General features: G+C 45.5%; 17 protein-coding genes. 11 read left to right on the top strand and 6 right to left on the bottom strand.

From position 1 onward, the window contains the following. Positions 1 to 135 precede the first annotated feature (135 nt). From R7P67_RS08700 to R7P67_RS08650, 11 genes are all read left to right on the top strand, one after another. Positions 136 to 3522, top strand: a complete 3387-nt coding sequence (locus tag R7P67_RS08700) for a response regulator (RefSeq protein ID WP_062730455.1) — start codon at positions 136 to 138, stop codon at positions 3520 to 3522. Between the two features lie 781 nt (positions 3523 to 4303). Further along, positions 4304 to 5986, top strand: coding sequence for an ABC transporter substrate-binding protein (locus R7P67_RS08695; protein WP_005380037.1), 1683 nt, complete (start codon positions 4304 to 4306; stop codon positions 5984 to 5986). Between the two features lie 170 nt (positions 5987 to 6156). Continuing rightward, entirely contained in the window at positions 6157 to 7143 is a 987-nt protein-coding gene (locus tag R7P67_RS08690; protein ID WP_005380038.1) for an ABC transporter permease, read from the top strand. A gap of 2 nt (positions 7144 to 7145) precedes the next feature. Further along, complete coding sequence (locus R7P67_RS08685) at positions 7146 to 8171, top strand: ABC transporter permease (protein ID WP_025768199.1); 1026 nt, start codon at positions 7146 to 7148, stop codon at positions 8169 to 8171. Between the two features lie 2 nt (positions 8172 to 8173). Next, a complete protein-coding gene (locus tag R7P67_RS08680) occupies positions 8174 to 9157 on the top strand; it encodes an ABC transporter ATP-binding protein (RefSeq protein WP_005380040.1) in 984 nt (327 codons plus the stop codon). A 47-nt stretch (positions 9158 to 9204) separates the two neighbouring features. Then, on the top strand, positions 9205 to 10200 hold the full coding sequence (locus R7P67_RS08675) for an ABC transporter ATP-binding protein (RefSeq protein ID WP_005380041.1): 996 nt from the start codon (positions 9205 to 9207) through the stop codon (positions 10198 to 10200). Positions 10201 to 10263: 63 nt separating this feature from the next. Continuing rightward, complete coding sequence (locus tag R7P67_RS08670; RefSeq protein ID WP_158174146.1) at positions 10264 to 12003, top strand: glycoside hydrolase family 9 protein; 1740 nt, start codon at positions 10264 to 10266, stop codon at positions 12001 to 12003. A gap of 2 nt (positions 12004 to 12005) precedes the next feature. After that, positions 12006 to 12896, top strand: coding sequence for an N-acetylglucosamine kinase (locus R7P67_RS08665; protein WP_005380046.1), 891 nt, complete (start codon positions 12006 to 12008; stop codon positions 12894 to 12896). Positions 12897 to 12904: 8 nt separating this feature from the next. Beyond that, on the top strand, positions 12905 to 14824 hold the full coding sequence (locus R7P67_RS08660) for a beta-N-acetylhexosaminidase (protein WP_158174147.1): 1920 nt from the start codon (positions 12905 to 12907) through the stop codon (positions 14822 to 14824). An 84-nt stretch (positions 14825 to 14908) separates the two neighbouring features. Next, positions 14909 to 17317 (top strand): GH36-type glycosyl hydrolase domain-containing protein, encoded by a 2409-nt coding sequence (locus R7P67_RS08655; RefSeq protein ID WP_158174148.1) that lies wholly within the window; start codon positions 14909 to 14911, stop codon positions 17315 to 17317. 125 nt (positions 17318 to 17442) lie between these two features. Beyond that, positions 17443 to 18855, top strand: coding sequence for a phosphoglucomutase/phosphomannomutase family protein (locus R7P67_RS08650; protein ID WP_213917219.1), 1413 nt, complete (start codon positions 17443 to 17445; stop codon positions 18853 to 18855). Between the two features lie 157 nt (positions 18856 to 19012). Here R7P67_RS08650 and R7P67_RS08645 read toward each other — a convergent pair whose 3' ends face one another. The 6 genes from R7P67_RS08645 to R7P67_RS08620 form a co-directional block, all read right to left on the bottom strand. Then, positions 19013 to 20044 (bottom strand): ABC transporter ATP-binding protein, encoded by a 1032-nt coding sequence (locus tag R7P67_RS08645; RefSeq protein WP_017820405.1) that lies wholly within the window; start codon positions 20042 to 20044, stop codon positions 19013 to 19015. Then, complete coding sequence (locus tag R7P67_RS08640; RefSeq protein ID WP_132936919.1) at positions 20044 to 21669, bottom strand: ABC transporter permease; 1626 nt, start codon at positions 21667 to 21669, stop codon at positions 20044 to 20046. Before R7P67_RS08640 ends, R7P67_RS08645 begins: the two co-directional genes overlap by 1 nt. A 99-nt stretch (positions 21670 to 21768) precedes the next feature. Next, positions 21769 to 22782, bottom strand: a complete 1014-nt coding sequence (locus tag R7P67_RS08635) for a Fe(3+) ABC transporter substrate-binding protein (RefSeq protein ID WP_005386566.1) — start codon at positions 22780 to 22782, stop codon at positions 21769 to 21771. Between the two features lie 152 nt (positions 22783 to 22934). After that, the gene (locus R7P67_RS08630; RefSeq protein ID WP_005386568.1) at positions 22935 to 24164 is read right to left on the bottom strand and encodes an ammonium transporter; all 1230 of its coding nucleotides are present in this window, start codon (positions 24162 to 24164) and stop codon (positions 22935 to 22937) included. Positions 24165 to 24191: 27 nt separating this feature from the next. Next, positions 24192 to 24530, bottom strand: coding sequence for a P-II family nitrogen regulator (locus R7P67_RS08625; RefSeq protein ID WP_005386570.1), 339 nt, complete (start codon positions 24528 to 24530; stop codon positions 24192 to 24194). 188 nt (positions 24531 to 24718) lie between these two features. Then, positions 24719 to 25087, bottom strand: coding sequence for a YacL family protein (locus R7P67_RS08620; RefSeq protein WP_017635908.1), 369 nt, complete (start codon positions 25085 to 25087; stop codon positions 24719 to 24721). Positions 25088 to 25173: the final 86 nt, after the last annotated feature.

The raw sequence follows: 25173 nt of genomic DNA, 5'->3' as shown, positions 1-25173 counted from the left end.
TAACTTTCTTGTCAAAGAAAAAAAACTCGTTAATTTTGTTAATTCTATCTAGTTGAACATCTTATCCGTTTTTAACGAGAACCTCGGCAGCGAAGTATGTTTTAGAACTGCCCATTATGAGTTGTAATCTTATCCATGTTTAAATTCTACAAAAAACAGAAATTTAAGCGCCTTCAGAGTACACTGATGACCGCATTTCTGGTGCTCAGTATCACACCTCTTACCATTACTGCGATCTTTTTCTTGCAGTCCCACAGTAAAGATCTGCAAGAACAAAGCACCTCGCACTTACTGTCTGTTCGAGATACAAAACAGCAGCAAATCATCGACTACTTTGAGGCACGAGAAACCGAAGTCATGGGCTTTGTGCGCTCAGAGTTGGCTTACGCCAGTGGTGGCCGATTCTACGGTCTCGTCAATGCTTTTAGTCGTTTAGGCAATGATATTGAAGAGTCTCGTAAAAACGCCCAACAGCGCTACATCGCGGGCAGCGGAGACCAAATCAAAACCTCAACGTTACCCGAGTCATCCAACTATGTAGGAAGTGAACGTTACCGACTTTTACATAAACGCTATCATTGGGCCTACTTGGAGCTCCTCAAGCGCTCTGATTTTAATGACATTTTGCTGGTCGACATCAATGGTAACGTCACCTACTCGATCAACAAAGACGATAACTACGGAACGAACTTGTTATCAGGCCCCTACAAAGACTCGGCACTTGGCAAAACTTTCAAGCGTCTCGCCGATGATGTGACTGAACGTCGAAAAGTAAACGAAGACTACACTCCTGTGATTGTGTCTGACTTCGAGCTGGAAGGGGGTAAATCAGTCGCTTGGCTAGGTGCACCAATTGTTCAACAAGGTTATCTACACAGCTATGCCATGTTCCGCTTGCCAAATAATGGCATCACTAAGTTAGCCGCAGACGCTAATCGAGAGTCATCCATTAACACCTTGCTGGTTGGAAATGATCACCAACCTCGCACAATTAACACGAAACAAGACGACATTAAGAACAGCTTAGAAGTGATCGATAAAGCACTCTCTGGTGCATTTGGTGTCGGCACTTACACAAACGGTTTAGGTGAAGAGATCATCGCGGCTTATGCACCGATTGAAACTCGTGGTGTGATTTGGGCGCTCGTCGTACAGTTACCAGAAAACGAAGCTTTCGCTCGTATCCATCAACTCGAAAAACTATTCGTTATCGCTATGTTGATCGCCATTATCCTTGTGGTGATCGCTTCTCACTATTTATCAAACTTTATCACTTCTCCGTTGCTGAAATTGACTTGGGTTGCCGAAAAGGTCTCTGCAGGGGATCTTGATGACACGTCTTTTAATACGGTTCGTAAAGATGAAATTGGTCGGCTTGCGTTAAGCTTTGAACGAATGCAACGCTCTATTCGAGAGAAGATTCAAACCATTAAGAAGCAAAATGAAGAACTAGAAAGCAACATACAGATCATTCAAAAACAGAATGAAGAACTGCAATTGGCCGATAAATTAAAAGATGAATTCTTAGCCACGACTTCTCATGAACTTCGTACACCGTTACACGGCATGGTCGGGATTGCTGAAACCTTAGCGTCCGGCGCCAATGGTGCGATCCCCGCTAGCCAGAAATATCAGCTTGATATCATCATTAAAAGTGGTCAGCGTCTCGCTAATCTAGTCGATGACTTGTTGGATTATCATAAAATGCGTTATGGAAGCATGGATATCCAGAAATCAGCAGTGAGTTTGGGCAGTGCAACACGATTGGTTTTAGAGCTTTCTAGCCATTTACTCGGAAGTAAAACCATCCGCATCATCAACCAAGTCCCAGCGGATTTAAAAGCAGTATCAGCTGACCCGCAACGCCTTGAACAAGTGCTATATAACCTGATTGGCAATGCGATTAAATACACCTCAGAAGGTAAAATTGTTATCTCCGCTAATGTGGTAGATGATCATGTACGCGTACAAGTCGTGGATACTGGACAAGGAATTCCCGCAGAACAACTTGAGCATATTTTTGAACCACTTATCCAAGCAGGGCAAGACGCGAGCCGTTATCGTCAAGGTGCAGGGCTTGGGCTCTCCATTAGCCGGCAATTGATCGAATTAATGGGAGGCTCGTTATACGTCAGTAGCCAACCAATGGTCGGAACTACCTTCAGTTTCACTTTACCGCTCGCCAGTGAAGAAGAAATCCAAGCAACCCAGACTCTAGCTGCGCACGGGCACTTCCAAATTCCTGAAGTTAATGTAGAGAACAGCGAAGACTTATCACTTCCAGAGAACCCAGACGGCCCGTTACTGTATGTTGCTGACGATGAACCAGTAAACTTACGCGTGCTTGAAAGCTTTTTACGTTTAGAGGGCTATCGTGTGCGTACCGTCTCCGATGGGCCAGAAACGTTAGCGCTCGTCGAGCAAGAGAAGCCGGAACTTCTGTTATTGGATATCATGATGCCAGGCATGAGCGGCTACCAAGTTTGTAGTGAACTACGTGAAACCTATGATCATGCCGAGTTGCCAATCATTATGCTCACCGCACTCAGTCAAACAGAAGATCGTGTAAGAGGTTTTGAAGCAGGAGCCAACGACTATTTATCGAAACCATTTAATAAACAAGAGTTGGCGGCACGTATCCAAGCGCATTTAACGGCAAGTAAAGCAGAAATGCGCCATATGGAAAACAAAGTGCTAGAGTCTGAACTGAGACAGCGAGCAGTCGTTGAAGCAAGCTTACTTGAGACTCAAGGTCGTTTGTTGGAACAGCTAGAATCGGCTCCTGAAGCAATCATCTGTCTACGTGAAGACAAGCGTATTCGCTTTGCTAACGAAGCTGCTTGTAAGCTATTCAAGCGCAGCTTAGAACAGCTAAAGCGCTCATCTGCTGATGAGCTGATTGCCCCTAAATATCTAACCGTCAAACAACCTCATTACTGTGGTAAGATTGATATCTATATTGAAGATATTCGTCAGAACATCGAAGCAGACATTCTTAAGCTCCCTGAAGGTTCAGGGTTAGATATCATGTACATCTTTAATGTCGGCGGTGGAGCCAGTGCCGCTCGCATACATAATCTAGAAACCGCCGTAGAAGTGCTTTCAAGTTATGCATTTGATGGTGACAAAGACCAATTGCAAAAGCTAAAAGAGCTTGGCGGAGAATTTACGCGCCTTGCAGACAAAGCGCTCGGTAATAAAAAAGACAAGCAAGAACTTATGCGAGAAGTTCTAGTAGACGCAATGACACATGCTTTAGAGTATTGGGAATCTGTAACGGGTGAAAGTAAGTTCGCATTTGCAGAGCAAAGTGGCTTGTGGCGCGTTTATCTAGACCGTAGTACTTTGCAAACACGCACTTTAGATAAATACATGCGTATAGAAACATTACCCAAAACACCACGTTGGAGAACGGTGCTAAGCTCGATAGAGTTCATTCTCGAACACTGCAAAGAACAGAGCCCCGAGAGAGCATACATAGAAGCACAACGAGATAAACTACAGCGACTATTGACCAGCTAATATTTATCAAAAAAACTAGCCCAGCGTGCATGCTGGGCTTTTTTGTTATTCAAGTATTCCCTTCCTAGAGATAAAAGAGACCGCCTCTTCCTACCCCATTAACATATTTCCAATAACGAACATTCGGTTAGACATCGCTATCTATTGTTGGTCTTCAAAACGTACGATCTTATCCATTTAACTGGCCTTAATTAGGTAAGTTCGAGCAACCAAAAAACTTCATTCATACAATAAAAAAAGGACGACAAACGGAAGAAAACTGTCGATAAAAAAGGCCATTTTTCAGATAACAAGCGGATTTTGACGAACTATTGATAGAGATTGCGAACTTAATCACAACAGAACGGCAGATTAATTTTTAGCTGATTAATTAACACCATTTCTGTATGTGAGCGAGATCTCCGAACCTAGAAACCAAGCAAGAAACGTATATTTTAAATGGATCACCAGGTTAGTAATCACCAACACTCATTATTAACAAGGATATAAACTGCGACGCATATCAACGTTTATTTTTTGTCCCTCTACTGGTTAAAATTAGCCAAAATAACGTTTATAACGGAGAGCTCAGAGATTTTAACGTTTTTAACGGGAATCAAGTTTGATTATTTTATGGATAAGGTGTTTTCTTACTCCTGCCTAAGGCCTACAGGCCACTCTTGGCGAAACTCAATGTTGTAATGAGTAAGGCATGTACAAGAGGTAGGTCTTAGAGAGTGTTTATCAATTGATGACATTCAATTCCATTTAGTGAAATGAAAGCAAATAGTAAGGAACAGCTATGCTTGCCAATATTAAAAAAACAGCACTAGCAACAGCAATTATTGCAACGGCTACTACAGGTTTTGCATCGGTAGCTACTGCGGCTGAACGCAGTGAACTGACTATCCACCCTAAAGAGTTTACAACTTTCGTTCGTAACTTTAACCCTTTCTTGGGTGCAACTAACCTGCACACAACAACCGACTTTATTTACGAGCCGCTCGTTGTTTTTAACGAAATGCACGGTAACACGCCTGTATTTCGTCTAGCAGAAAACTTTACCATGGCTGATGACCTGATGAGCGTAACCTTCGATATCCGTAAGGGCGTAAAATGGTCTGATGGCAAAGCGTTTACCGCTGATGATGTTGTTTACTCTTTCAACCTAGTTAAAGAGAAGCCAGAGCTAGACCAATCTGGTATCAACTCTTGGGTGACTGGCGTAGAAAAAGTTAACGACTACCAAGTTAAATTCCGTCTAAGCGAAGCAAACTCAAACGTTCCTTACGAAATTGCGAAAGTACCCGTCGTACCTAAGCACGTATGGAGCAAAGTAAAAGATCCAGCAACATTCACAAACGAAAATCCAGTAGGCAGTGGTCCATTTACTGAAATCGACACTTTCACACCGCAGCTATATATCCAGTGTGAGAACCCGAATTATTGGGATGCTGACAACCTAGATGTAGATTGTCTGCGTGTGCCACAAATCGCGAACAACGACCAATTCTTGGGCAAAATCGTTAACGGCGAAATGGACTGGACGTCTTCATTCGTACCAGACATCGACCGTACGTACGCTGCAGCAAGTCCGAATCACCACTACTGGTACCCACCAGCGGGTACTCAAGCATTTGTAGTGAACTTCAAAAACCCAGACGCTGCGAAAAACGAAGCACTAACTAACGTTGACTTCCGTCGTGCGTTCTCTATGGCGCTAGACCGTCAAACTATCATTGATATCGCTTTCTACGGCGGCGGTACAGTGAACGACTTCGCATCTGGTCTTGGCTACGCATTCGAAGCTTGGTCTGATGAAGAGACGCACAACAAGTACAAAGGCTACAACACATACAACGCGGAAGGTGCGAAAAAGCTTCTAGCTAAAGCTGGCTTCAAAGATGTAAACAAAGATGGCTTTGTGGATACACCATCTGGCAAGTCTTTCGAGCTTCTAATTCAATCACCAAACGGTTGGACTGACTTCAACAACACGGTACAGCTAGCCGTTGAGCAACTAGCAGAAGTGGGCATTAAAGCTCGTGCTCGTACACCGGACTTCTCGGTATACAACCAAGCTATGCTAGAAGGTACTTACGACGTTGCTTACACCAACTACTTCCACGGTGCAGATCCACACTTGTACTGGGATAGTGGCTACAACTCGAAGCTACAAGCTGGTGACGGCATGCCTCGCTTTGCAATGCACTTCTACAAGAACGATAAGCTAGACGGTCTTCTTAACAGCTTCTACAAGACAGCAGATAAGCAAGAACAACTAGAGATCGCTCATGGCATTCAGAAGATCATTGCTCAGGACCAAGTAACTATTCCTGTGCTATCTGGCGCGTACATGTACCAATACAACACAACTCGCTTCACTGGTTGGTGGAACGAAGAAAACCCTAAGGGCCGTCCAAACATTTGGGCAGGTATCCCAGAGCGTCTACTTCACGTACTGGACCTAAAACCAGTTAAATAAGTAGAAGTTCATTTCAAGCGGCATACATCCCGTGTGCCGCCTATAAAAATCCCTTGTTAACGAAACCAATATGTGGCGCTCGTCGTCAGGGGATTTTTCGCTCTAAATTTCGCTAGGAGCGACCTGAAACCAGAAACAGGGAAAAAATCTGGGTGAGTAAGGTGTGAGTTATGGGTTATTTTTTAAGACGTTTGTCGTTCTATCTTGTCGCGCTCTTAGTTGCAGCGACGTTAAACTTTATTATTCCGCGAGCAATGCCTGGTGACCCAGTTACCATGATGTTTGCTAATGCTTCAGTACAGGTGACTCCAGAACGAATCGCAGCAATGAAAGAACTGCTCGGTTTCGTTGATGGGCCAATTTACATTCAGTACTTCTCGTACATTAAAAACATTCTAAGTTGGGAATTGGGCACCTCAATCCAGTTCTACCCACTTTCAGTTAATTCTTTACTAGGTAGTGCATTTGGCTGGTCACTATTTCTAGCTGGTACTGCGGTTGTACTTTCTTTCTCCATCGCTTCTGTCCTTGGTATTTTTGCCGCCTGGAAGCGCGGTAGTAAGTACGATGCATTCGTAACGCCTGGCACATTGATCATTCAAGCTATTCCACAAATGGTTATCGCAATGTTAGCGCTGTTTACCTTTGCGATTGGCCTGAAATGGTTCCCATCTGGCTATGCTTACACGCCAGGTACTATTCCTGATTGGACAAGCTGGGAGTTCATCAAGAACGTGGGTTACCACGCTGTACTACCTCTATTCTGTGCAACCATCGTTCAAATTGGTGGCTTCCTAGTTAACATGCGTAACAACATGATCAACCTTCTCGCCGAAGACTATATCACGATGGCTAAAGGTAAAGGGCTGAGTGAAAACCGCGTCGTCTTTAATTACGCCGCACGTAACGCACTACTTCCAAGTGTTACCGCACTGTCTATGTCTCTAGGTATGGCCATCGGTGGTCAATTAATCATCGAGATGATTTTCAACTACCCAGGCCTAGGTACTGTTCTATTGAACGCAATTCACGCTCGTGACTACCAAGTACTTCAAGGTCAGTTAATTATCATGACGATGTTCATGCTGTGCTTCAACTTAATGGCTGACATGCTGTACATGATTCTAGACCCTCGCCTACGTACGGGAGGCAAATAATCATGAAAGAACTATTCAAACTTATTTTAGGTAACGCATTCGCTCGCATTGGTCTTGGCATTGTTACGCTGTTCGTGTTCGTTGCGATTGCCGCTCCTTTACTTACAAAGCATGCGCCAGACAAGCGAACCGGTAACCCGCACGAATACCCAAGCTTTGTTGTAAAACAGGCACAAAACAATCCTGATGGTTGGGTCGCTAAAAACCTAGCAGACGATCGTCGTACGCTGATTATGTCTAAAAAGGCCGACCACGTATTAGGTACTAGCCGAATGGGTCGCGATATCTGGTCGCAAGTGGCTTACGGTGCACGAGTATCACTGGGTGTAGGCTTTGGCGCTGGCATCATCGTGTGCTTCTTAGCAACAGTCATTGGTATATCGGCAGGTTACTTCGGCGGCAAAGTGGATGACGTATTGAGTGCCGCGATGAACATCATGTTAGTAATCCCGCAGTATCCATTGCTATTCGTGTTGGCGGCCTTTATCGGTGAAGCAGGCCCACTCACCATTGCCTTGATTATCGCTGGTACTTCTTGGGCATGGGGTGCACGTGTTGTCCGCTCTCAAACTATGGCACTACGCGAGAAAGAGTTCGTTAAAGCTGCCGAAGTATTGGGAGAGTCTTCATTCCGCATCATCTTCGTTGAGATTTTACCAAACCTTATCCCAATTGTCGGTGCGAGCTTCATTGGCTCAGTAATGCTGGCGATCAACACTGAAGCGGTCATTTCGTTCCTAGGTTTGGGTGATGCCAACACGATCAGTTGGGGCATCATGCTTTACAACGTGCAAACCTCATCAGCCATGCTGATTGGCGCATGGTGGGAAGTACTAGCACCTTGTATTGCCCTAACACTACTGGTTACTGGTCTTGCTCTGTTGAACTTTGCCGTTGACGAAATTGCGAACCCTCAACTTCGTTCTCACAAAGGCATGAAACGCTGGAAAAAACTAGCAGCAAAAGACAAGAAAGAGCGTGAGCCTGAACTGGCACCACAAAATGCACTATGGAGCGGAGATAAATAATCATGACTGCACCACTAATTTCCATCCGTAACCTATGCGTAGACTACATCACAGACGCGGGCGATGTCCGCGCCTGTAACAACGTGAGCTTCGACATTGCACCAGGTGAAGTATTCGGTCTGGCTGGTGAATCTGGCTGTGGCAAATCCACTGTTGCCTTCTCACTAATGCGCCTTCATAAGCCACCAGCGTTTATCACAGGTGGTGAGGTTATCTTCAACGGTGAAGATATCCTTCAGTACAGCGATGATCGCATGCAAGCGTTCCGCTGGAGTGAAATGTCGATGGTATTCCAGAGTGCGATGAACGCTTTGAACCCTGTTCTAACCATGGAAGAGCAGTTCTGTGACGTCATCATGCGTCATACCAATATGACTCGCGCTCAAGCAAAAACACGCGCTGAAGGTCTGCTGGAAATCGTTGATATCCACCCTAGCCGATTGAGTGATTACCCGCACCAGTTCTCTGGTGGTATGCGTCAACGTCTAGTAATCGCAATCGCTTTGGCTCTGAACCCAAAAATGATCATCATGGACGAACCGACTACCGCATTGGATGTAGTGGTTCAACGTGAAATTCTACAAAAAATTTACGCGCTTAAAGAAGAGTTTGGTTTCTCAATTCTGTTCATCACACATGACTTGTCATTGATGGTCGAGTTCTCGGATCGTATCGGCATCATGTACTCAGGTGAGTTGATTGAAGTCGCGCCTTCTAAGCAAATTCTGGAAAGTCCTTACCACCCTTACACCAAAGGTTTGGGTAGCTCTTTCCCTCCACTAACTGGACCAAAGACCAAATTGACTGGTATTCCAGGTAACCCGTTGAACTTGCTAGAAGTACCACGGGGCTGCCGCTTCCAAGCTCGTTGCGATCGCGTACATGAAGCATGTACACGTGTACCAACCCAATTACGTCAAATTGAACCAGGTCGCCTCTCAAATTGCCATTTGTACGGCGACACCATTGCTCAAGCTAAGGTTTAACAACAAAAAAACGCTAGCTAAGAACAAAAATTACACTGGAGAGAATTATGAGCAAACAATTCGGCGAACTGCTGATTGAGGGTAAAAATGTCGTTAAGGACTTCCCTTTAAACAGTAACTCAATCAAACAATCTAAGATGCGCGCAATCAACGACGTCTCTTTCAAAATGTACAAGAGCCGCGGCTTGTCAGTGGTAGGTGAATCTGGTTCAGGTAAGTCTACTACTGCAAAAATGATTGCAAAAATGTACGCACCAACCGATGGCATCATTGAATACAAAGGTCGTGATATCCAAGACATCACCTCTCGTCACGATTTAATGACCTACCGTGAAGGTGTACAAATGGTGTGGCAAGACCCGTTTGGCTCGCTAAACCCAACGCACAATATCTTCCACCATATTGCGCGCCCGTTGCTGATTCATAAGAAAGTAGCACCGGGCAACAAGAAAGAACTGGAAGAGCGTGTGTACGACCTACTTGAACAAGTTGGTCTTATTCCACCAAAAGAAACGGCGCAAAAGTTCCCGCACCAGCTATCTGGCGGTCAGCGTCAACGTGTAAACCTAGCTCGTAACATCGCAGTTGGTGCAGAAGTGGTATTGGCGGATGAGCCAACATCGATGCTCGATGTATCAATCCGTGCCGGTGTTCTGAACTTGATGGAAGAGATGAAGTTCGAGAAACAAATGTCTCTGCTTTACATCACTCACGACATCGCAACAGCGCGTTACATTGCTGAAGATCTCGCGGTCATGTACGTAGGTCACATGGTTGAATGGGGCGATACTGAAGAAATCATTCACGATCCTCAACACCCATATACGCAACTGTTGGTATCTGCGGTTCCAGATCCATCGAAGTCTATTCACGAGAAACTGAAAGGCAACAAAGGGGAAATCCCACTTTGGACACCAGAATCTGTCGGCTGTCCATTTGCTGGACGTTGTGTACACGCTACCGACAAATGTCGCGAACGACTACCGGGCGTCACTCAACTGTCCGACAACCACTTTGTCCGCTGTTACTTATTTGAAGATTAATCATAACGAGGGTCAGGTTCAGCCTGGCCCATTCCTGTTTTTATCGTTTCCCGGAGACATTGAATGCTGCTACTGACTAACCACATTGGTTATGAACGTCTGGGCCCAAAGAAAGCCATTATCCAGACCGAACAACCACACTTGTCTTCTTACACTGCTCAATTGATTTGTGCCACTAGCGAGCAAACCGTGGCAACTTTTGCGGTTGAAGAACAAGGTAAAGTGGCGAACTGGCATCAGGGCTATTTCTACCTCATCGACTTTTCCTCTTTCACAACGTCAGGTGACTATTTCTTGCAAGTAGAAGATAAGCGCTCTTCCTCTTTCATCGTTGGCGAACACATTCTGTTGGATCAAACTTTGTCAGATGTGATCCACTACTTCAAATCGCAACGTTGCGGCGGGATCTTCGATCAACAAGATCGACAACTTCCAGTACTAAACTCCAATAAAAAGGTTGATGTACACGGCGGCTGGTACGACGCATCAGGAGACGTTAGCAAGTATTTAAGTCACCTTTCATACGCGAATTATTTGAATCCTCAACAAACCCCAATGGTGGTTTGGAACATCCTAAAAGGGGTTTCATTGCTTGAAGGAAGCGAAGACATTGCAGCTTTCACACGTACACGTCTGATTGAAGAAGCCCTGTTCGGTGCAGACTTTCTTGTGCGTATGCAAAACGAAAAAGGCTTTTTCTACATGACGGTCTTTGACAAGTGGAGCAAAGATACTGCGCAACGCGAGATTTGCGCGTACGAAACTCAACTTGGTCACAAATTTGACGACTATCAAGCAGGCTTTCGACAAGGTGGCGGTGTCGCCATTGCAGCGCTAGCGGCAGCGTCGCGTTTAAGTGTTCACGGTGAATACGATCAACAAAAATACCGCAACGCTGCCGAAAATGGTTACTGGCACTTAAAAGAGCACAATACGCAGTACCTCAATGATGGGGAAGAAAACATTATCGACGAATACTGTGCGCTACTGGCTTGTGTAGAACTGTTTAAAGCAACCAAAGAAACTCGCTACTTGGAAGAGAGCCGTTTCTGGGCGCAACGTTTAGTTGCACGCCAAATGAGCGACGAACAGATTCAACACTTTTGGTCAGCAAACCAAGACGGCAGCCGTCCATATTTTCACGCAGCCGAAGCTGGCCTACCAGTTATTGCCCTATGCGAATATCTATTAATTGAAGACGACTCAGCACGAGCGGAATCGGTAAAACGTATCGTCAACCTAGCGTGTGAGTTTGAGATCACAATATCGAATAAAGTGATCAACCCATTCGGTTACCCTCGCCAATATGTTAAAGGCGTAAATGAGTCAAAACGCGAGGCATTTTTTGTCGCACACAACAATGAATCTGGCTATTGGTGGCAAGGCGAGAATGCTCGACTGGGCTCACTCGCGACCATGGCGTACCTTGCTCAACCGCATATAGCGTCGCAAGAAGTACAGCAACAACTTTCTGTGTTTGCTCAAGATGCATTGAACTGGGTTGTAGGCTTAAACCCATACGACATGTGCATGCTAGATGGCCATGGTCGTAACAACCCTGATTACCTCCCTCAATATGGTTTCTTCAACGCAAAAGGTGGCGTGTGTAACGGAATCACTGGCGGCTTTGAAGACGAGGAAGACATTGCATTTAACCCACCAGCACAAAAAGAAGACGTGTTACAAAACTGGCGCTGGGGCGAACAATGGATCCCGCATGGCGCTTGGTACTTACTCGCGATAATGAGTCAAGCTCAGCATGTTTCTCAGTTGGCGACCTCTAAAAATATGAAGGAAGAATAATCATGGGAATGTATTTTGTCGGTATCGATGGTGGCGGCACGTCATGTCGAGCCAGGATTAAAGATTCACAAGGTAATTTTCTTGGCGAGGCCAAAAGCGGCAGTGCCAACATCATGCTAGGTGCTGAAATAGCAATGGCTTCGATTCTTGAATCCATCACTTCGGCTACCGAGCAAGGCGGTCTGACACAACAAGATTTCGCGTCGATGCACGTCGGCTTAGCCCTTGCTGGCGCAGAGCACAAAGCATCTTGGCAAGCCTTCATGTCTCTTCCTCATCCATTTGCCAGTATGACTCTGAATACCGATGCTTACGGTGCGTGCGTTGGTGCGCACAATGGCGAAGATGGCGCAATCATGATTGCGGGAACCGGTTCTTGTGGCATCTACCTTAACGGATTGGAGCAACATGTTGTCGGTGGTCGTGAGTTCCCTATTTCGGATCAAGGTGGCGGCGCAGTGATGGGGCTACGCCTAGTTCAGCAAGTTTTGTTAGCTGAAGATGGCATCAGAGAAAAAACGCCCCTAGCACAACACGTTATGACGCATTTCGAAAATGAGGTCGACAACGTGGTGGCGTGGTCAAAACAGGCGCTTCCTCGTGATTATGGGCAGTTTTCTCCGGCTATTTTCCAACATGCGGAACAAGGCGATGCACTGGCCATTGAAATGCTGAAGCAAACCGCAGCGGATATAGAAATGTTTCTCGTGGCATTAAACAAGCGCGGCGCAACACGTATTTGTTTAATGGGCAGCATAGCTGAACGCATTGTACGTTGGCTTTCACCACCAGTTCAGCAATGGATTGTTGAGCCACAGTTTGACGCGATTGAAGGCGCAATTATGTTTGCTGGCAAACCAGAACATAACCTTTACTCGCTCAGTGCGGCGTAGGAGTAGATATGGAATATCGTGTTGATCTCGTAGTCCTTTCTGAGCAGAAACAAAACTGCCGCTTTGGCCTCACCTTTCATAACTTGAGCGACCAAGACCTAAACAGCTGGAGCTTAACTTTCGCTTTCGATCGTTACATTCTTCCAAACAGCGTTTCAAATGGTCAACTGACTCAAATTGGTAGTTTTTGCACACTTAAACCAGAAGGGGTGGTACTGGCTGCCAACCATCACTATTACTGTGAATTCAGTATTGGTTCGAACCCATTCCGTTATTACTCGGATGGCTTTAACGAAGCGATGATCAACTTTGTCGTTGATGGAAACCCACAGCGCGCACAAGTGGATGTCACGCCTATCGTATTAGCTTCACCATACCGTGAACGCAGTGAGATTCCGGCAAGTTTAACCCATGCACAGCCCTTGCTGCCAAAACCAAACCATATTGAGGTCAGCGATCACTATTTTAGCTTTGATCATCATGCTGGCGTCGCGGTTTATTCAAGCCTGGCCAATTCAGCTAAAGAATGGCTACTTGAAGAGCTTAAGCGCATTCACCAATTTGAGTTCGCATCAGACAATGGCAGTCAGATCATCTTCAAAGGCAACCCAACCTTGGATGAAGGCGCTTACAAACTGAAAGTAGCCGAAGAGTCAATCAAAATTGAAGCAGGATCTTCGTCTGGTTTTACCCATGCTTGTGCAACGTTATTACAACTAATCAAAGTTGGCGATCAACCTAACTCAATGGAAGTAGTTTGCTGTTCAATCAAAGACAGGCCACGTTTTCGTTACCGCGGTATGATGCTGGATTGTGCTCGTCATTTTCACTCCGTTGAGCAAGTCAAACGCTTGATCAACCAACTGGCTCATTACAAGTTCAATACGTTCCATTGGCATCTTACCGACGATGAGGGTTGGCGAATTGAAATCAAATCACTGCCTCAACTGACCGATATTGGTGCTTGGCGCGGATTGGATGAGATCAATGAACCACAGTACACGCACTTTGATGAACGTTACGGCGGCTTCTACACACAAGAAGACATCAAAGACGTTATCGAATTTGCATCGCAACGCGGCATCACCATCATTCCTGAAATTGATGTACCTGGTCATTGCCGAGCCGCCATCAAGTCGTTACCACACCTATTGGTAGAAGCGGAAGATACCACCGAATACCGCAGTATTCAGCATTACAACGACAACGTCATTAACCCTGCTCTGCCGGGGAGTTATGAATTTATCGACAAAGTGCTAGAAGAGGTCTCTGCGCTTTTTCCTGCGCCTTACGTTCATATTGGTGCCGACGAAGTACCTAACGGCGTATGGTCAAAAAGCCCAGCATGCCAAGCACTAATGGAACAACTGTGTTACAGCGACTACAAAGATTTGCAAGGACACTTCTTGCGTTATGCCGAAGACAAACTTCGTAAATTGGGCAAACGCATGCTGGGCTGGGAAGAAGCTCAACACGGCGACAAAGTCAGTAAAGATACGGTGATCTACTCATGGCTAAGCGAAGAAGCGGCATTGAACTGTGCTCGCCAAGGCTTTGATGTGGTGCTGCAACCAGCACAAACCACTTACCTAGATATGACCCAAGACTACGCACCTGAAGAACCGGGCGTGGACTGGGCAAACCCACTGCCACTAGAAAAAGCTTACAACTACGAGCCGCTCGCTGAAGTGCCTGCTGACGACCCAATACGTAAGCGCATTTGGGGCATTCAAACAGCATTATGGTGCGAAATTATCAATAACCAACCTCGCATGGACTACATGATCTTCCCTCGTTTAACTGCAATGGCAGAAGCATGTTGGACAGACAAACAACACCGAGATTGGACCGACTATTTATCACGCTTGAAAGGCCATCTACCTCTGCTTGATTTGCAGGGAGTGAATTACCGTAAACCGTGGAAGTAATACAAAACTGATGTCGAAACATCACGCTTAAACAGTTTTTAAATTTTGGCTGCTGATGCAGCTTCGTAAAAAGGAAAGACACAAATGAAATACGGCTATTTCGATAACGAGAATCGCGAATACGTCATCACTCGCCCTGACGTACCAGCACCATGGACCAACTACCTAGGTACTGAGAAGTTCTGTACGGTTATCTCGCACAACGCGGGTGGCTACTCGTTCTACAACTCTCCAGAATACAACCGTGTTACTAAATTCCGTCCAAATGCGACATTCGATCGCCCAGGACACTACGTTTACTTGCGTGATGATGAGACAGGTGATTACTGGTCAATCTCTTGGCAACCAGTTGCGAAGAGCCTAGACGAAGCAAACTACGAAGTTCGTCACGGCTTGTCTTACTCTAAGTTCAAATGTGAATACAGCGGTATTACCGCAACAAAAACTCTGTTCGTGCCAAAAGGCGAAGACGCTGAAATCTGGGATGTAGTGATTAAAAACACCTCTGACAAACCACGCACGATCAGCGCATTCTCATTTGTTGAGTTCTCATTCAGCCACATTCAATCTGATAACCAAAACCATCAGATGTCTCTGTATTCAGCAGGTACGGCTTACAATGAAGGCGTGATTGAGTACGACCTGTACTACAACACGAATGATTTCGAAGGTTTCTACTACCTAGCTTCAACATTTGATCCAGATTCATACGACGGTCAACGTGACAGCTTCCTTGGCCTATACCGTGACGAAGCAAACCCGCTAGCGGTAGAACAAGGTAAGTGTTTCAACACAGCACAAACGTGTTACAACCACTGTGGCTCTCTGCACAAGCAATTCACTATCCAGCCGGGTGAAGAAGTTCGCTTTGCTTACATTCTAGGTATCGGTAAAGGCAATGGTGACCGTCTACGTGCTAAGTACCAAGACTTTGCAGAAGTCGACAATGCATTTGCGGGTATCAAAGCACACTGGGATGAACGCTGTGGCAAGTTCCAAGTGAAATCACCAAACGAAGGTCTAGATACCATGATCAACGCTTGGACACTGTACCAAGCAGAAACTTGTGTGGTGTGGTCTCGCTTTGCTTCATTCATCGAAGTGGGAGGCCGTACTGGTCTTGGTTACCGCGATACAGCGCAAGATGCAATCTCAGTTCCTCACGCTAACCCAGCAATGACGCGCAAACGTATCGTTGACCTACTGCGCGGCCAAGTAAAAGCGGGCTACGGTCTACACCTATTCGATCCAGATTGGTTTGATCCAGAAAAAGCGGATGTTAAACCATCGAAATCCCCAACCGTGGTTCCAACACCGTCTGATGAAGACAAGATTCACGGCATCGAAGACACTTGTTCCGATGACCATCTATGGCTAGTTCCAACCATCTGTAAGTACGTGATGGAAACCGGTGAGCACAGCTTCTTCGACGAAGTGATCCCTTACGCCGACGGTGGCGATGCAACGGTTTATGACCACATGAAAGCCGCGCTAGACTTCTCGGCGGAGTACGTCGGTCAAACCGGTATCTGTAAAGGTCTGCGTGCAGACTGGAACGACTGTCTGAACCTAGGTGGTGGCGAATCTTCAATGGTGTCGTTCCTACATTTCTGGGCACTGCAGGAGTTCATCGACCTAGCGAAATACCTAGGCAAAGAAGCCGACGTAGAGAAATACACGGAAATGGCAGCAAACGTGCGTGAAGCTTGTGAAACCCACCTTTGGGATGACGAAGGCGGTTGGTACATCCGTGGTCTGACGAAGAATGGCGACAAGATCGGTACTGCGCAACAAGCGGAAGGCCGAGTACACCTCGAGTCAAACACGCTTGCGGTACTTTCCGGAGCGGTATCTCAAGAGCGCGGCGAAAAAGCGATGGACGCTGTCGATGAGAACCTATTCTCTGAATACGGCCTCCACCTAAACTCACCATCTTTTGCAACACCGAATGATGATATCGGCTTCGTAACTCGTGTTTACCAAGGCGTAAAAGAGAACGGTGCGATCTTCTCGCATCCAAATCCATGGGCTTGGGTAGCTGAAGCGAAACTGGGTCGTGGTGATCGTGCAATGAAGTTCTACGATGCACTTAACCCATACAACCAGAACGACATCATCGAAAAACGTATTGCAGAACCTTACTCATACGTACAGTTCATCATGGGTCGTGACCACCAAGACCACGGTCGTGCAAACCACCCATGGTTAACAGGTACGTCAGGCTGGGCTTACTTCGCTGTTACCAACTTTATCCTTGGTGTGCGTACAGGCTTCGATGGCCTAACTATCGATCCATGTATCCCAACGAACTGGCCTGGTTTCGAAGTGACTCGTCAATGGCTAGGTGCAACGTACAACATCAAAGTCGTTAACCCAGACTCAGTAAGCAAAGGCGTTAAGTCGATTACTGTGAACGGTGAAGCAGTGAATGGTGCCTCTGTCCCAGTTCAAGCGGAAGGTTCAGTAAACGAAGTTATCGTTACTCTAGGTTAATCATCTTTTGGGGGAGTCCTTCTCCCCTTTTGATTTATCCGGTGCATTTATGTTTTACAAGTGCATCGGTTCGCTAGCAAAGATTTAAGAGGCGGTGGGATGCCGCTCTTATCGAGGATCGAATCATGATCAAATTTGGTACAGGCGGTTGGCGTGCATTTATCGGTGAGGAGTTCACCAAAGATAATGTACGTTTGGTCGCTCAAGCAGTTGCAAACATCACGAATAACGAATCGGTTGCTGATCGCGGCTTTGTGATTGGCTATGACCGTCGTTTTCTTTCCGATAAAGCAGGTCGTTGGTTCGCTGAAGTTCTAGCAGCAAACGGCATTGTGGTTAGCTTTATCGACAAATTTGTCCCAACACCTATCGTAATGTTTAAAGCGAAAGAAATGGGCTGCGCATACTCGGCATGTATTACCGCATCACACAACCCTGCCGATTACAACGGCATTAAAGTCTTCATTGAAGGCGGTCGTGACGCAGATGAAATCATCACCCAAAAAATCGAATCACAAATAGACGCGCTCACTGCGCAAGATGTAAAAAGCGTCGACTTTGAACAAGCGGTTGAAGATAAGCTGATTGAAATCATCAATCCGATGAACGAATTCGTTGACTCAATCATCGACTTTATCGACATCGAAGCGATCAAGAAGGCGAATTTACGTGTTTTGATCGACCCAATGTTTGGTGTTGCGAAAAACGCGCTACAGACCGTATTGATCAACGGTCGTTGTGAAGTCGACGTAATCAACGACGGCAAAAACCCAGATTTCGGTGGCTTAATGCCATCACCAAGTGCAGCAACGCTTTACCGCTTGATGCACCTTGTAGAACAAGAAGGCTACGACATTGGTATTGGTACCGATGGCGACGCAGACCGCCTTGGTATTATCGACGAGAAAGGTAACTTCATTCATCCAAATGAAGTACTACTGCTGCTTTACTACTACCTACTTGAATACAAAGGCTGGACAGGGTCAGTAGTACGTAACATCGCAACCACTCATCTGTTAGATAAAGTCGCAGAAGATCATGGTGAAAAATGCTTTGAGGTTCCTGTAGGATTTAAGCACATCAGTTCTCAAATGGAAGCTGACGATTCGCTGATTGGCGGCGAAAGTTCTGGCGGCCTAACCATTCGCGGCCACATCAAAGGTAAAGACGGCGTATTCGCATCAAGCCTATTGGTAGAAATGATTTCAGTAACCGGCAAGAAGCTGTCTGAGTTGCTGGATGAAATCTACGGCAAGTACGGCTATGCCTACATGGCAGAAGGCGATTGTAAGTTCAAACCAGCGCAAAAGGACGTTCTGTTCAACAAAATTTATGTTGAAAAACAGTTGCCTGAGTTTGAGTTTGAAATCGAAAAAGTCAGCTATGAAGATGGCGCGAAAGTCTACTTCAAAAACGGCGGTTGGATCATCGCTCGCTTCTCTGGCACTGAGCCACTGCTACGAATTTTTGCAGAGATGCAAGATAAGGACACTGCGGAACGTGTTCTTCAACAGTTTAAAGACTTCTTGTCTTTATAACTGAACCTTGTGCCCGCTTCGAGCACTATGATGAGAGTCAACGCTGTCTGAAAAGGCGCTCATCAACAGGAGAAGAGCACTTGCCCGGCTCCACTGCCGGGCTTTTTTATTGTATGTTGGAAAGTCGTAAACGAGATAGCAAAGATACTCAGGAGCGTTAAGCAAATGCCAGGACGCCTTGCGTTTCAATTTTCACCGCGACGGACTCACCTATATTTAATGCTTGCGAAGCTGTAGCTAACAAACGGTCACCATTCGCGTTAATCACATAACGGCAGTGATCACCCATAAAATGCTGTTCCAATACGGTTACCGAACTATCTTCATCGGATTGAATTTGCACATGCTGCGGTCTTAGCAGTAAAGAGCACTCCGCCTGTACTGGAATATCTTGTTGAGCCGTGGCTTCAACCACGCCCAAGTGGGTTTCATATTCTGAATTCGAAACCCGTTTAGCAGCAAGGTAGCTGCCACCACCTAAGAAATCAGCGACAAATTTACTTGAAGGCTGGTAGTAAAGCTCAGATGCTGTGCCATATTGCTCGATGACTCCATTGTTCATCACTGCCATTTTATCGGCGAAAGCAAAAGCCTCTTCACGGCTATGCGTAACAAAAATGGCAGTCACACCTTGGGCCTTAAAAATCTTACGGATCTCACTTATCAACTCATGGCGAACTTGCGTATCAATATTAGAAAACGGTTCATCCAGTAACAATAAGTCTGGGCTGTAAGCCAATGAGCGAGCAATCGCAACACGCTGCTGCTGTCCGCCAGACAATTGGTGAGGATAACGATCGCCATAACCTTGAAGGTGTACGAGTTCTAACATTTCTTGAACTTTAGCATTTTTCTCTTTTGTCGAGCTCTGCTTTAAGCCAAAGGCAATGTTTTGCGCCACCGTCAAGTGAGGAAAAAGTGCGTAATCTTGGAAAATCATCCCTATGTTACGCTGTTCTGGCGGCAACCAGTTTTCCCCATCATCAATTGTGACGCAATTTAGACTCATTTCGCCTGACGTTAACGGCAATAATCCCGCAACGGCCTTTAATAGTGTTGTTTTCCCACAGCCACTAGCTCCTAGCAAACAGACAATCTGCCCTTGTTCTACCTCAAGAGACAATGATTCAAGTACGGTTTGATCATCATATTGGCACGTTAGGTTTTTAATTGATAATGCACAGCTCATCAGTGATTTTGCTCCAGTGAACGGTTAACAACAACAAGCGGGATCAACCCAACAAGAACCAACAGGACCGCTGGTAAAGCGGCCAATTCTAAATGCTCATCCGAGGCGAAGTTATAAACGTATGTGGCTAGTGTTTCAAAGTTAAACGGACGAAGTAACAAAGCCGCATTGAGCTCTTTCATTGACTCGATAAACACTAATAAAGCCGCAATCAGTGCACCGCGCTTAACCAGCGGAAAGTGCACGCGCCACAGCATGGCATTGGGCTTACAACCCATAGTGCGCGATGCCATATCTAACGACGGAGAAATTTTATTTAAATTACTTTCGATACTACCAATCGCTACCGCGGAAAAGCGCACAACCATGGCAAATACTAGTGCGAACATGGAACCAGAAAAGATAAGTCCCGGCCTTCCCCACTCCATGGCTTTAGCAACGTCGTTGACACGATGATCCATAAACAGCACAGCGACCATCACACCGATGGCTAGTACCGTTCCTGGTACTGCATAGCCCATAGAAGAAAGACGCATAAATGCCAAGCTTTCTCGTTTACCATTGACTCGATGGGTAAAGTTAACGATCAGTGCGACAGCAACACCAATAATCGCAGCAATAACAGACACAACTAAGCTATTCCATGCGTATTCACGAAACTCTGAGGTCCAACTCTGCGCAAAATAAGTGATCGCATAATCAATCAGCTGTAGTAGCGGCAAAATAAACGCGACCGAAACCAAGCCCCAGCACCAAACTAGTGCGGTCCACTTTTTCCAGCCCGTCAACTCGTAACGAAAATCTTCGTGACTGTTAAATTGGCTTTGAAAAAGCTTTTGTTTACGGCGGCTGTATCGTTCGGCACTAAGAAGCAGTACTACAATGACGAGCATCATGGCAGAAATCTTGGCTGCCGCATTAAGATTAGAGTACCCCAACCAAGTATCGTAGACCGCTGTGGTTAACGTATTCACCGCGAAGTAACTTACCGTACCAAAGTCACCGATGGTCTCCATTGCGACCAATGATAAACCCACTGCGATAGAGGGTCTTACTAACGGCATCGAGATGCGCCAAAAGCTTTCCCATGGAGAGCACTTGAGCAAACGCGCGCTTTGCAATAAAGAGACATTTTGCTCCATAAACGCAGCCCGGCACAATAAATACACGTAAGGATACAACACCAAAGCCAACACAAAGGTCGCACCAGGCAGCGTACGAATGTCAGGGAACCAATACTCGCCAGGTCCCCATCCGGTTACATCACGCAAAAAGATCTGAATCGGGCCTGCAAAATCAAACCAATCAGTAAAAATATAACCAATGATATAACCTGGCATTGCAAGAGGTAGCACCAATGCCCACTGCAACCATTTTTCGGTCGGCAGTTTACACATGGCCATTATCCAAGCGCTTGGAATACCAAGAGTTAAGGACAGCACCATTACGCCAACAGTTAGCGCAACCGTGTTAAAAATATAAGTCGGCATGACCGTTGCCATTAAATGAGCAAACAAATCATCCGTTTCACCAATTGCGGTGTAGAAGATCGCTAAGATCGGCAAAACCAGTAGCAGAGTTATTACCCCACTACTGGTTTTCCATAAAGAGTGTTTATCTTTCATCGCCTAATTACTGCAAGGCTGTATGAAATACAAATGCTGTTGCAAATACATCTCATATCCTTTAATCAAATGGGGGTACTGTTATACCCCCACAAGGAATTAAAGGTCAAATTTCACTTCGTCTAATAGCTTAATTGCCGCTTCGTGGTTGGCTGCAATATCGTCTAGAGAAAGCTTGTCTGCTTTAAAGTCACCCCAAGATTCCACAAGCTCAGAACGCTTCACGCCTTCTTTAACTGGGTACTCATAGTTAACTTCTGCGTACATTTGCTGCGCTTTGTCACCCGTTAGGAATTCCATTAGCTTCACAGCATTGTCTTTGTTTGGAGAGTACTTCGCCATCGCCATACCAGAGATATTCACGTGAGTGCCTGTAGTCTCTTGGTTAGGGAAGTTGATGTAAACTGCATCAGCCCAAGCCTTTTGCTCTTTGTCGTTAACCATTTTACCTAGGTAGTAGCTGTTACCCAGAGAAACATCACATAGGCCTTCTTTGATCGCTTTAACTTGTGCACGGTCGTTGCCTTGTGGTTTGCGAGCAAGGTTTGCTTTCACGCCTTCCAACCACTCTTTGGTTTCTGCTTCGCCATTGTGAGCAATCATTGCTGAAACTAGAGAAACGTTGTACGGGTGCTTACCGCTACGAGTACAAATTTTACCTTTGAACTCTGGCTTAGCTAAGTCTGCGTAGTTGAAATCTGCGCCTAGTTTACCTACGCGATCACGTGATGAATAAACGCTACGAGAACGTAGAGTTAGAGCAAACCACTCATTCTCTTTATCTTGGTATTGAGCAGGTACGTTTTCTTCAATGATTTTGCTATCGACTTTCTGAACTAAACCTTTGTTTGTCAGTTCAGCTAGACGGCTGATGTCTGTCGTAAGAATAACGTCAGCAGGGCTGTACTCACCTTCTTGAGCTAGCTTTTCTGCTAAGCCTTTTTTAGCAAATTTTACGTTTACTTTGATGCCAGTTTCTTTAGTGAACTCATTGAACATAGGTTCAACTAGGAAAGGTTGACGGTAAGAGTAGACGTTCACTTCTTCAGCAGCCATTGCTGTTGGAGCTAGAGTAGCGCAAGTTAGTGCTGAAAGAGTTAGCAGTTTTTTCATTGTTTAATCCTTTACCATGCTAATGATAACGTTTATCAGTTGCGTTATTATATGTATGTTCAATAAGAAGACAATGACGAATATTAAAAAACCTGCTCATCGGAGCAGGTTTTATTGTGTTAAGTGTGTAACCATTTATTACAAGCTAATGATTATTTCACCGTAACAAACTCTGGGTAAGCACCAACACCACAATCATGCATGTCCATACCTTCCATTTCTTCATCTTCTGTAACGCGAATCCCAACGGTTGCTTTCAAGATTGCCCACACAACTAGGCTGGCACCAAATACCCAAGCAAAGATAACTACGGCACCTAAAAGCTGTGCACCAAACGTTGCATCACCGTTGCTCAGTGGCACTACCATTAGGCCGAAGAAACCACACACACCGTGAACTGAGATAGCACCTACTGGATCGTCAATTTTAAGTTTATCTAGAGCAATGATACTGAATACAACTAGTGCACCCGACACTGCACCAATCGCAACCGCGTACAGTGGTGATGGCGATAGAGGGTCTGCAGTGATGGCAACCAAGCCAGCTAGCGCGCCATTGAGAATCATCGTTAAATCGGCTTTACCCCAAGTAGTTTTACAAACGAATAGCGCCGCAATTGCACCGGCAGCCGCAGCTGCGTTAGTGTTTAGAAAGATCTGACCTACCGCTGTAGCATTCTCAAAATCTGAAACCATCAACTGAGAACCACCGTTAAATCCAAACCAGCCAAACCAAAGGATAAAAGTACCCAACGTTGCCAAAGGCATGTTAGAACCTGGAATCGGATAAATTTCACCATTTTTACCGTACTTACCCTTACGCGCGCCAAGCAGTAACACACCAGCAAGAGCAGCAGAAGCACCTGCCATATGTACGATACCAGAACCCGCAAAGTCACTAAATCCAGCTTCTGCTAGGAAGCCTCCACCCCATGTCCAGTAACCTTCCATTGGATAGATAAACGCAGTTAAAATCGCAGAGAAAATCAAGAAAGACCAAAGCTTCATGCGCTCAGCTACCGCACCAGAAACGACGGACATGGCAGTTGCAACGAAGACAACTTGGAAGAAGAAGTCAGATTCTAAAGAGTGGTCGGCCCCTTCACCTTGAGTACCAATTAGCGTACCAAATGAAGGTAACCAGCCTCCTTCTCCATTATCGACATACATGATGTTATAACCGACGATCAGAAACATCGTACATGCGATGGCGTACAAACAGATGTTCTTCGTAAGAATTTCTGTTGTGTTTTTAGAGCGCACAAGGCCAGCCTCTAGCATCGCAAAGCCTGCTGCCATCCACATTACCAACGCACCGGAAATGAGGAAGAAAAAGGTGTCAAGTGCGTAACGTAACTCGGTTACTGTTGTTGTTAATTCCATAATAAGTATCTCCAATCCTTTGAATTCTTAAAGTGCTTCTGCGTCCATTTCGCCAGTTCGGATACGCACCGCTTGGTTCAGATCGTAAACAAAAATTTTACCGTCGCCGATTTTTCCGGTTTGCGCAGCTTTTGTAATTGCTTCAACAACACGATCTACATTGTCTGCGTGAGTCGCGATTTCAATTTTCACCTTTGGTAGGAAATCAACTTGATACTCTGCACCGCGGTACAATTCCGTATGACCTTTTTGACGACCGAACCCTTTAACTTCTGATACTGTCATCCCTTCGATACCGACATCAGCCAATGCTTCTCGTACATCGTCTAATTTAAACGGCTTAATAATGGCATTGATTATTTTCATTGAGTTATCTCCGAAGCTTTCATCCTGAAACACTTCTTATAATCCAATCTACGTGCCAAGTTTTTAAGTTATTGAATAATAAAAACTAACCTCAATTTACATATCTATAAACAAAAAGGGCGCACCATATCGGTGCGCCCTTTTCACAAATTTAAAGCAACGGCAGAGAAGTTACCCAAAACTGTGCATTAAATGTTCAAAAAGTCTTTCCACTGTTCGATAAGTGCCATGAAATCCTCTATCCCACAACTTGCTGTACTTTCTGCATTGTAGAAGTCGAACTCACTTTCCATCTCGACATCATATTCATGGGCTAATGCGTTTTCTTGTACAAGAACTTCGTCGCCCTGAATCATCAAGCTAATTTCCGTGCCTGTAAGGTTATGCTCCTGAGAAGGCGCTGAAAATGACCGCTCAATTAGCTTTTCAACCTGTGCAATCTTCATCGGATCTTTACCAATTTCTTCTTGCAACCAGCGCCCTACAATCTCATGTCCCATGCTACATTTTACGTAGTACTCGCCCATCAACGTGTTACGAATGAATTCAAATTCCACCGAGATTGCCTATTTCGTATCAATTTGGTGCGAGTATAGCGAATTGCTCCCATAAAAAAAGCACCTCATGTGAGGTGCTTTTGAAT

This window comes from Vibrio sp. Vb0937 (assembly GCF_033338855.1).
This window is presented reverse-complemented; position numbering and strand designations above follow the sequence as displayed.

Coding starts and splice junctions, on each gene's coding strand:
- R7P67_RS08700 (WP_062730455.1), top strand. CDS start 136: ATGTTTAAATTCTACAAAAAACAGAAATTTAAGCGCCTTCAGAGTACA.
- R7P67_RS08695 (WP_005380037.1), top strand. CDS start 4,304: ATGCTTGCCAATATTAAAAAAACAGCACTAGCAACAGCAATTATTGCA.
- R7P67_RS08690 (WP_005380038.1), top strand. CDS start 6,157: ATGGGTTATTTTTTAAGACGTTTGTCGTTCTATCTTGTCGCGCTCTTA.
- R7P67_RS08685 (WP_025768199.1), top strand. CDS start 7,146: ATGAAAGAACTATTCAAACTTATTTTAGGTAACGCATTCGCTCGCATT.
- R7P67_RS08680 (WP_005380040.1), top strand. CDS start 8,174: ATGACTGCACCACTAATTTCCATCCGTAACCTATGCGTAGACTACATC.
- R7P67_RS08675 (WP_005380041.1), top strand. CDS start 9,205: ATGAGCAAACAATTCGGCGAACTGCTGATTGAGGGTAAAAATGTCGTT.
- R7P67_RS08670 (WP_158174146.1), top strand. CDS start 10,264: ATGCTGCTACTGACTAACCACATTGGTTATGAACGTCTGGGCCCAAAG.
- R7P67_RS08665 (WP_005380046.1), top strand. CDS start 12,006: ATGGGAATGTATTTTGTCGGTATCGATGGTGGCGGCACGTCATGTCGA.
- R7P67_RS08660 (WP_158174147.1), top strand. CDS start 12,905: ATGGAATATCGTGTTGATCTCGTAGTCCTTTCTGAGCAGAAACAAAAC.
- R7P67_RS08655 (WP_158174148.1), top strand. CDS start 14,909: ATGAAATACGGCTATTTCGATAACGAGAATCGCGAATACGTCATCACT.
- R7P67_RS08650 (WP_213917219.1), top strand. CDS start 17,443: ATGATCAAATTTGGTACAGGCGGTTGGCGTGCATTTATCGGTGAGGAG.
- R7P67_RS08645 (WP_017820405.1), bottom strand. CDS start 20,044: ATGAGCTGTGCATTATCAATTAAAAACCTAACGTGCCAATATGATGAT.
- R7P67_RS08640 (WP_132936919.1), bottom strand. CDS start 21,669: ATGAAAGATAAACACTCTTTATGGAAAACCAGTAGTGGGGTAATAACT.
- R7P67_RS08635 (WP_005386566.1), bottom strand. CDS start 22,782: ATGAAAAAACTGCTAACTCTTTCAGCACTAACTTGCGCTACTCTAGCT.
- R7P67_RS08630 (WP_005386568.1), bottom strand. CDS start 24,164: ATGGAATTAACAACAACAGTAACCGAGTTACGTTACGCACTTGACACC.
- R7P67_RS08625 (WP_005386570.1), bottom strand. CDS start 24,530: ATGAAAATAATCAATGCCATTATTAAGCCGTTTAAATTAGACGATGTA.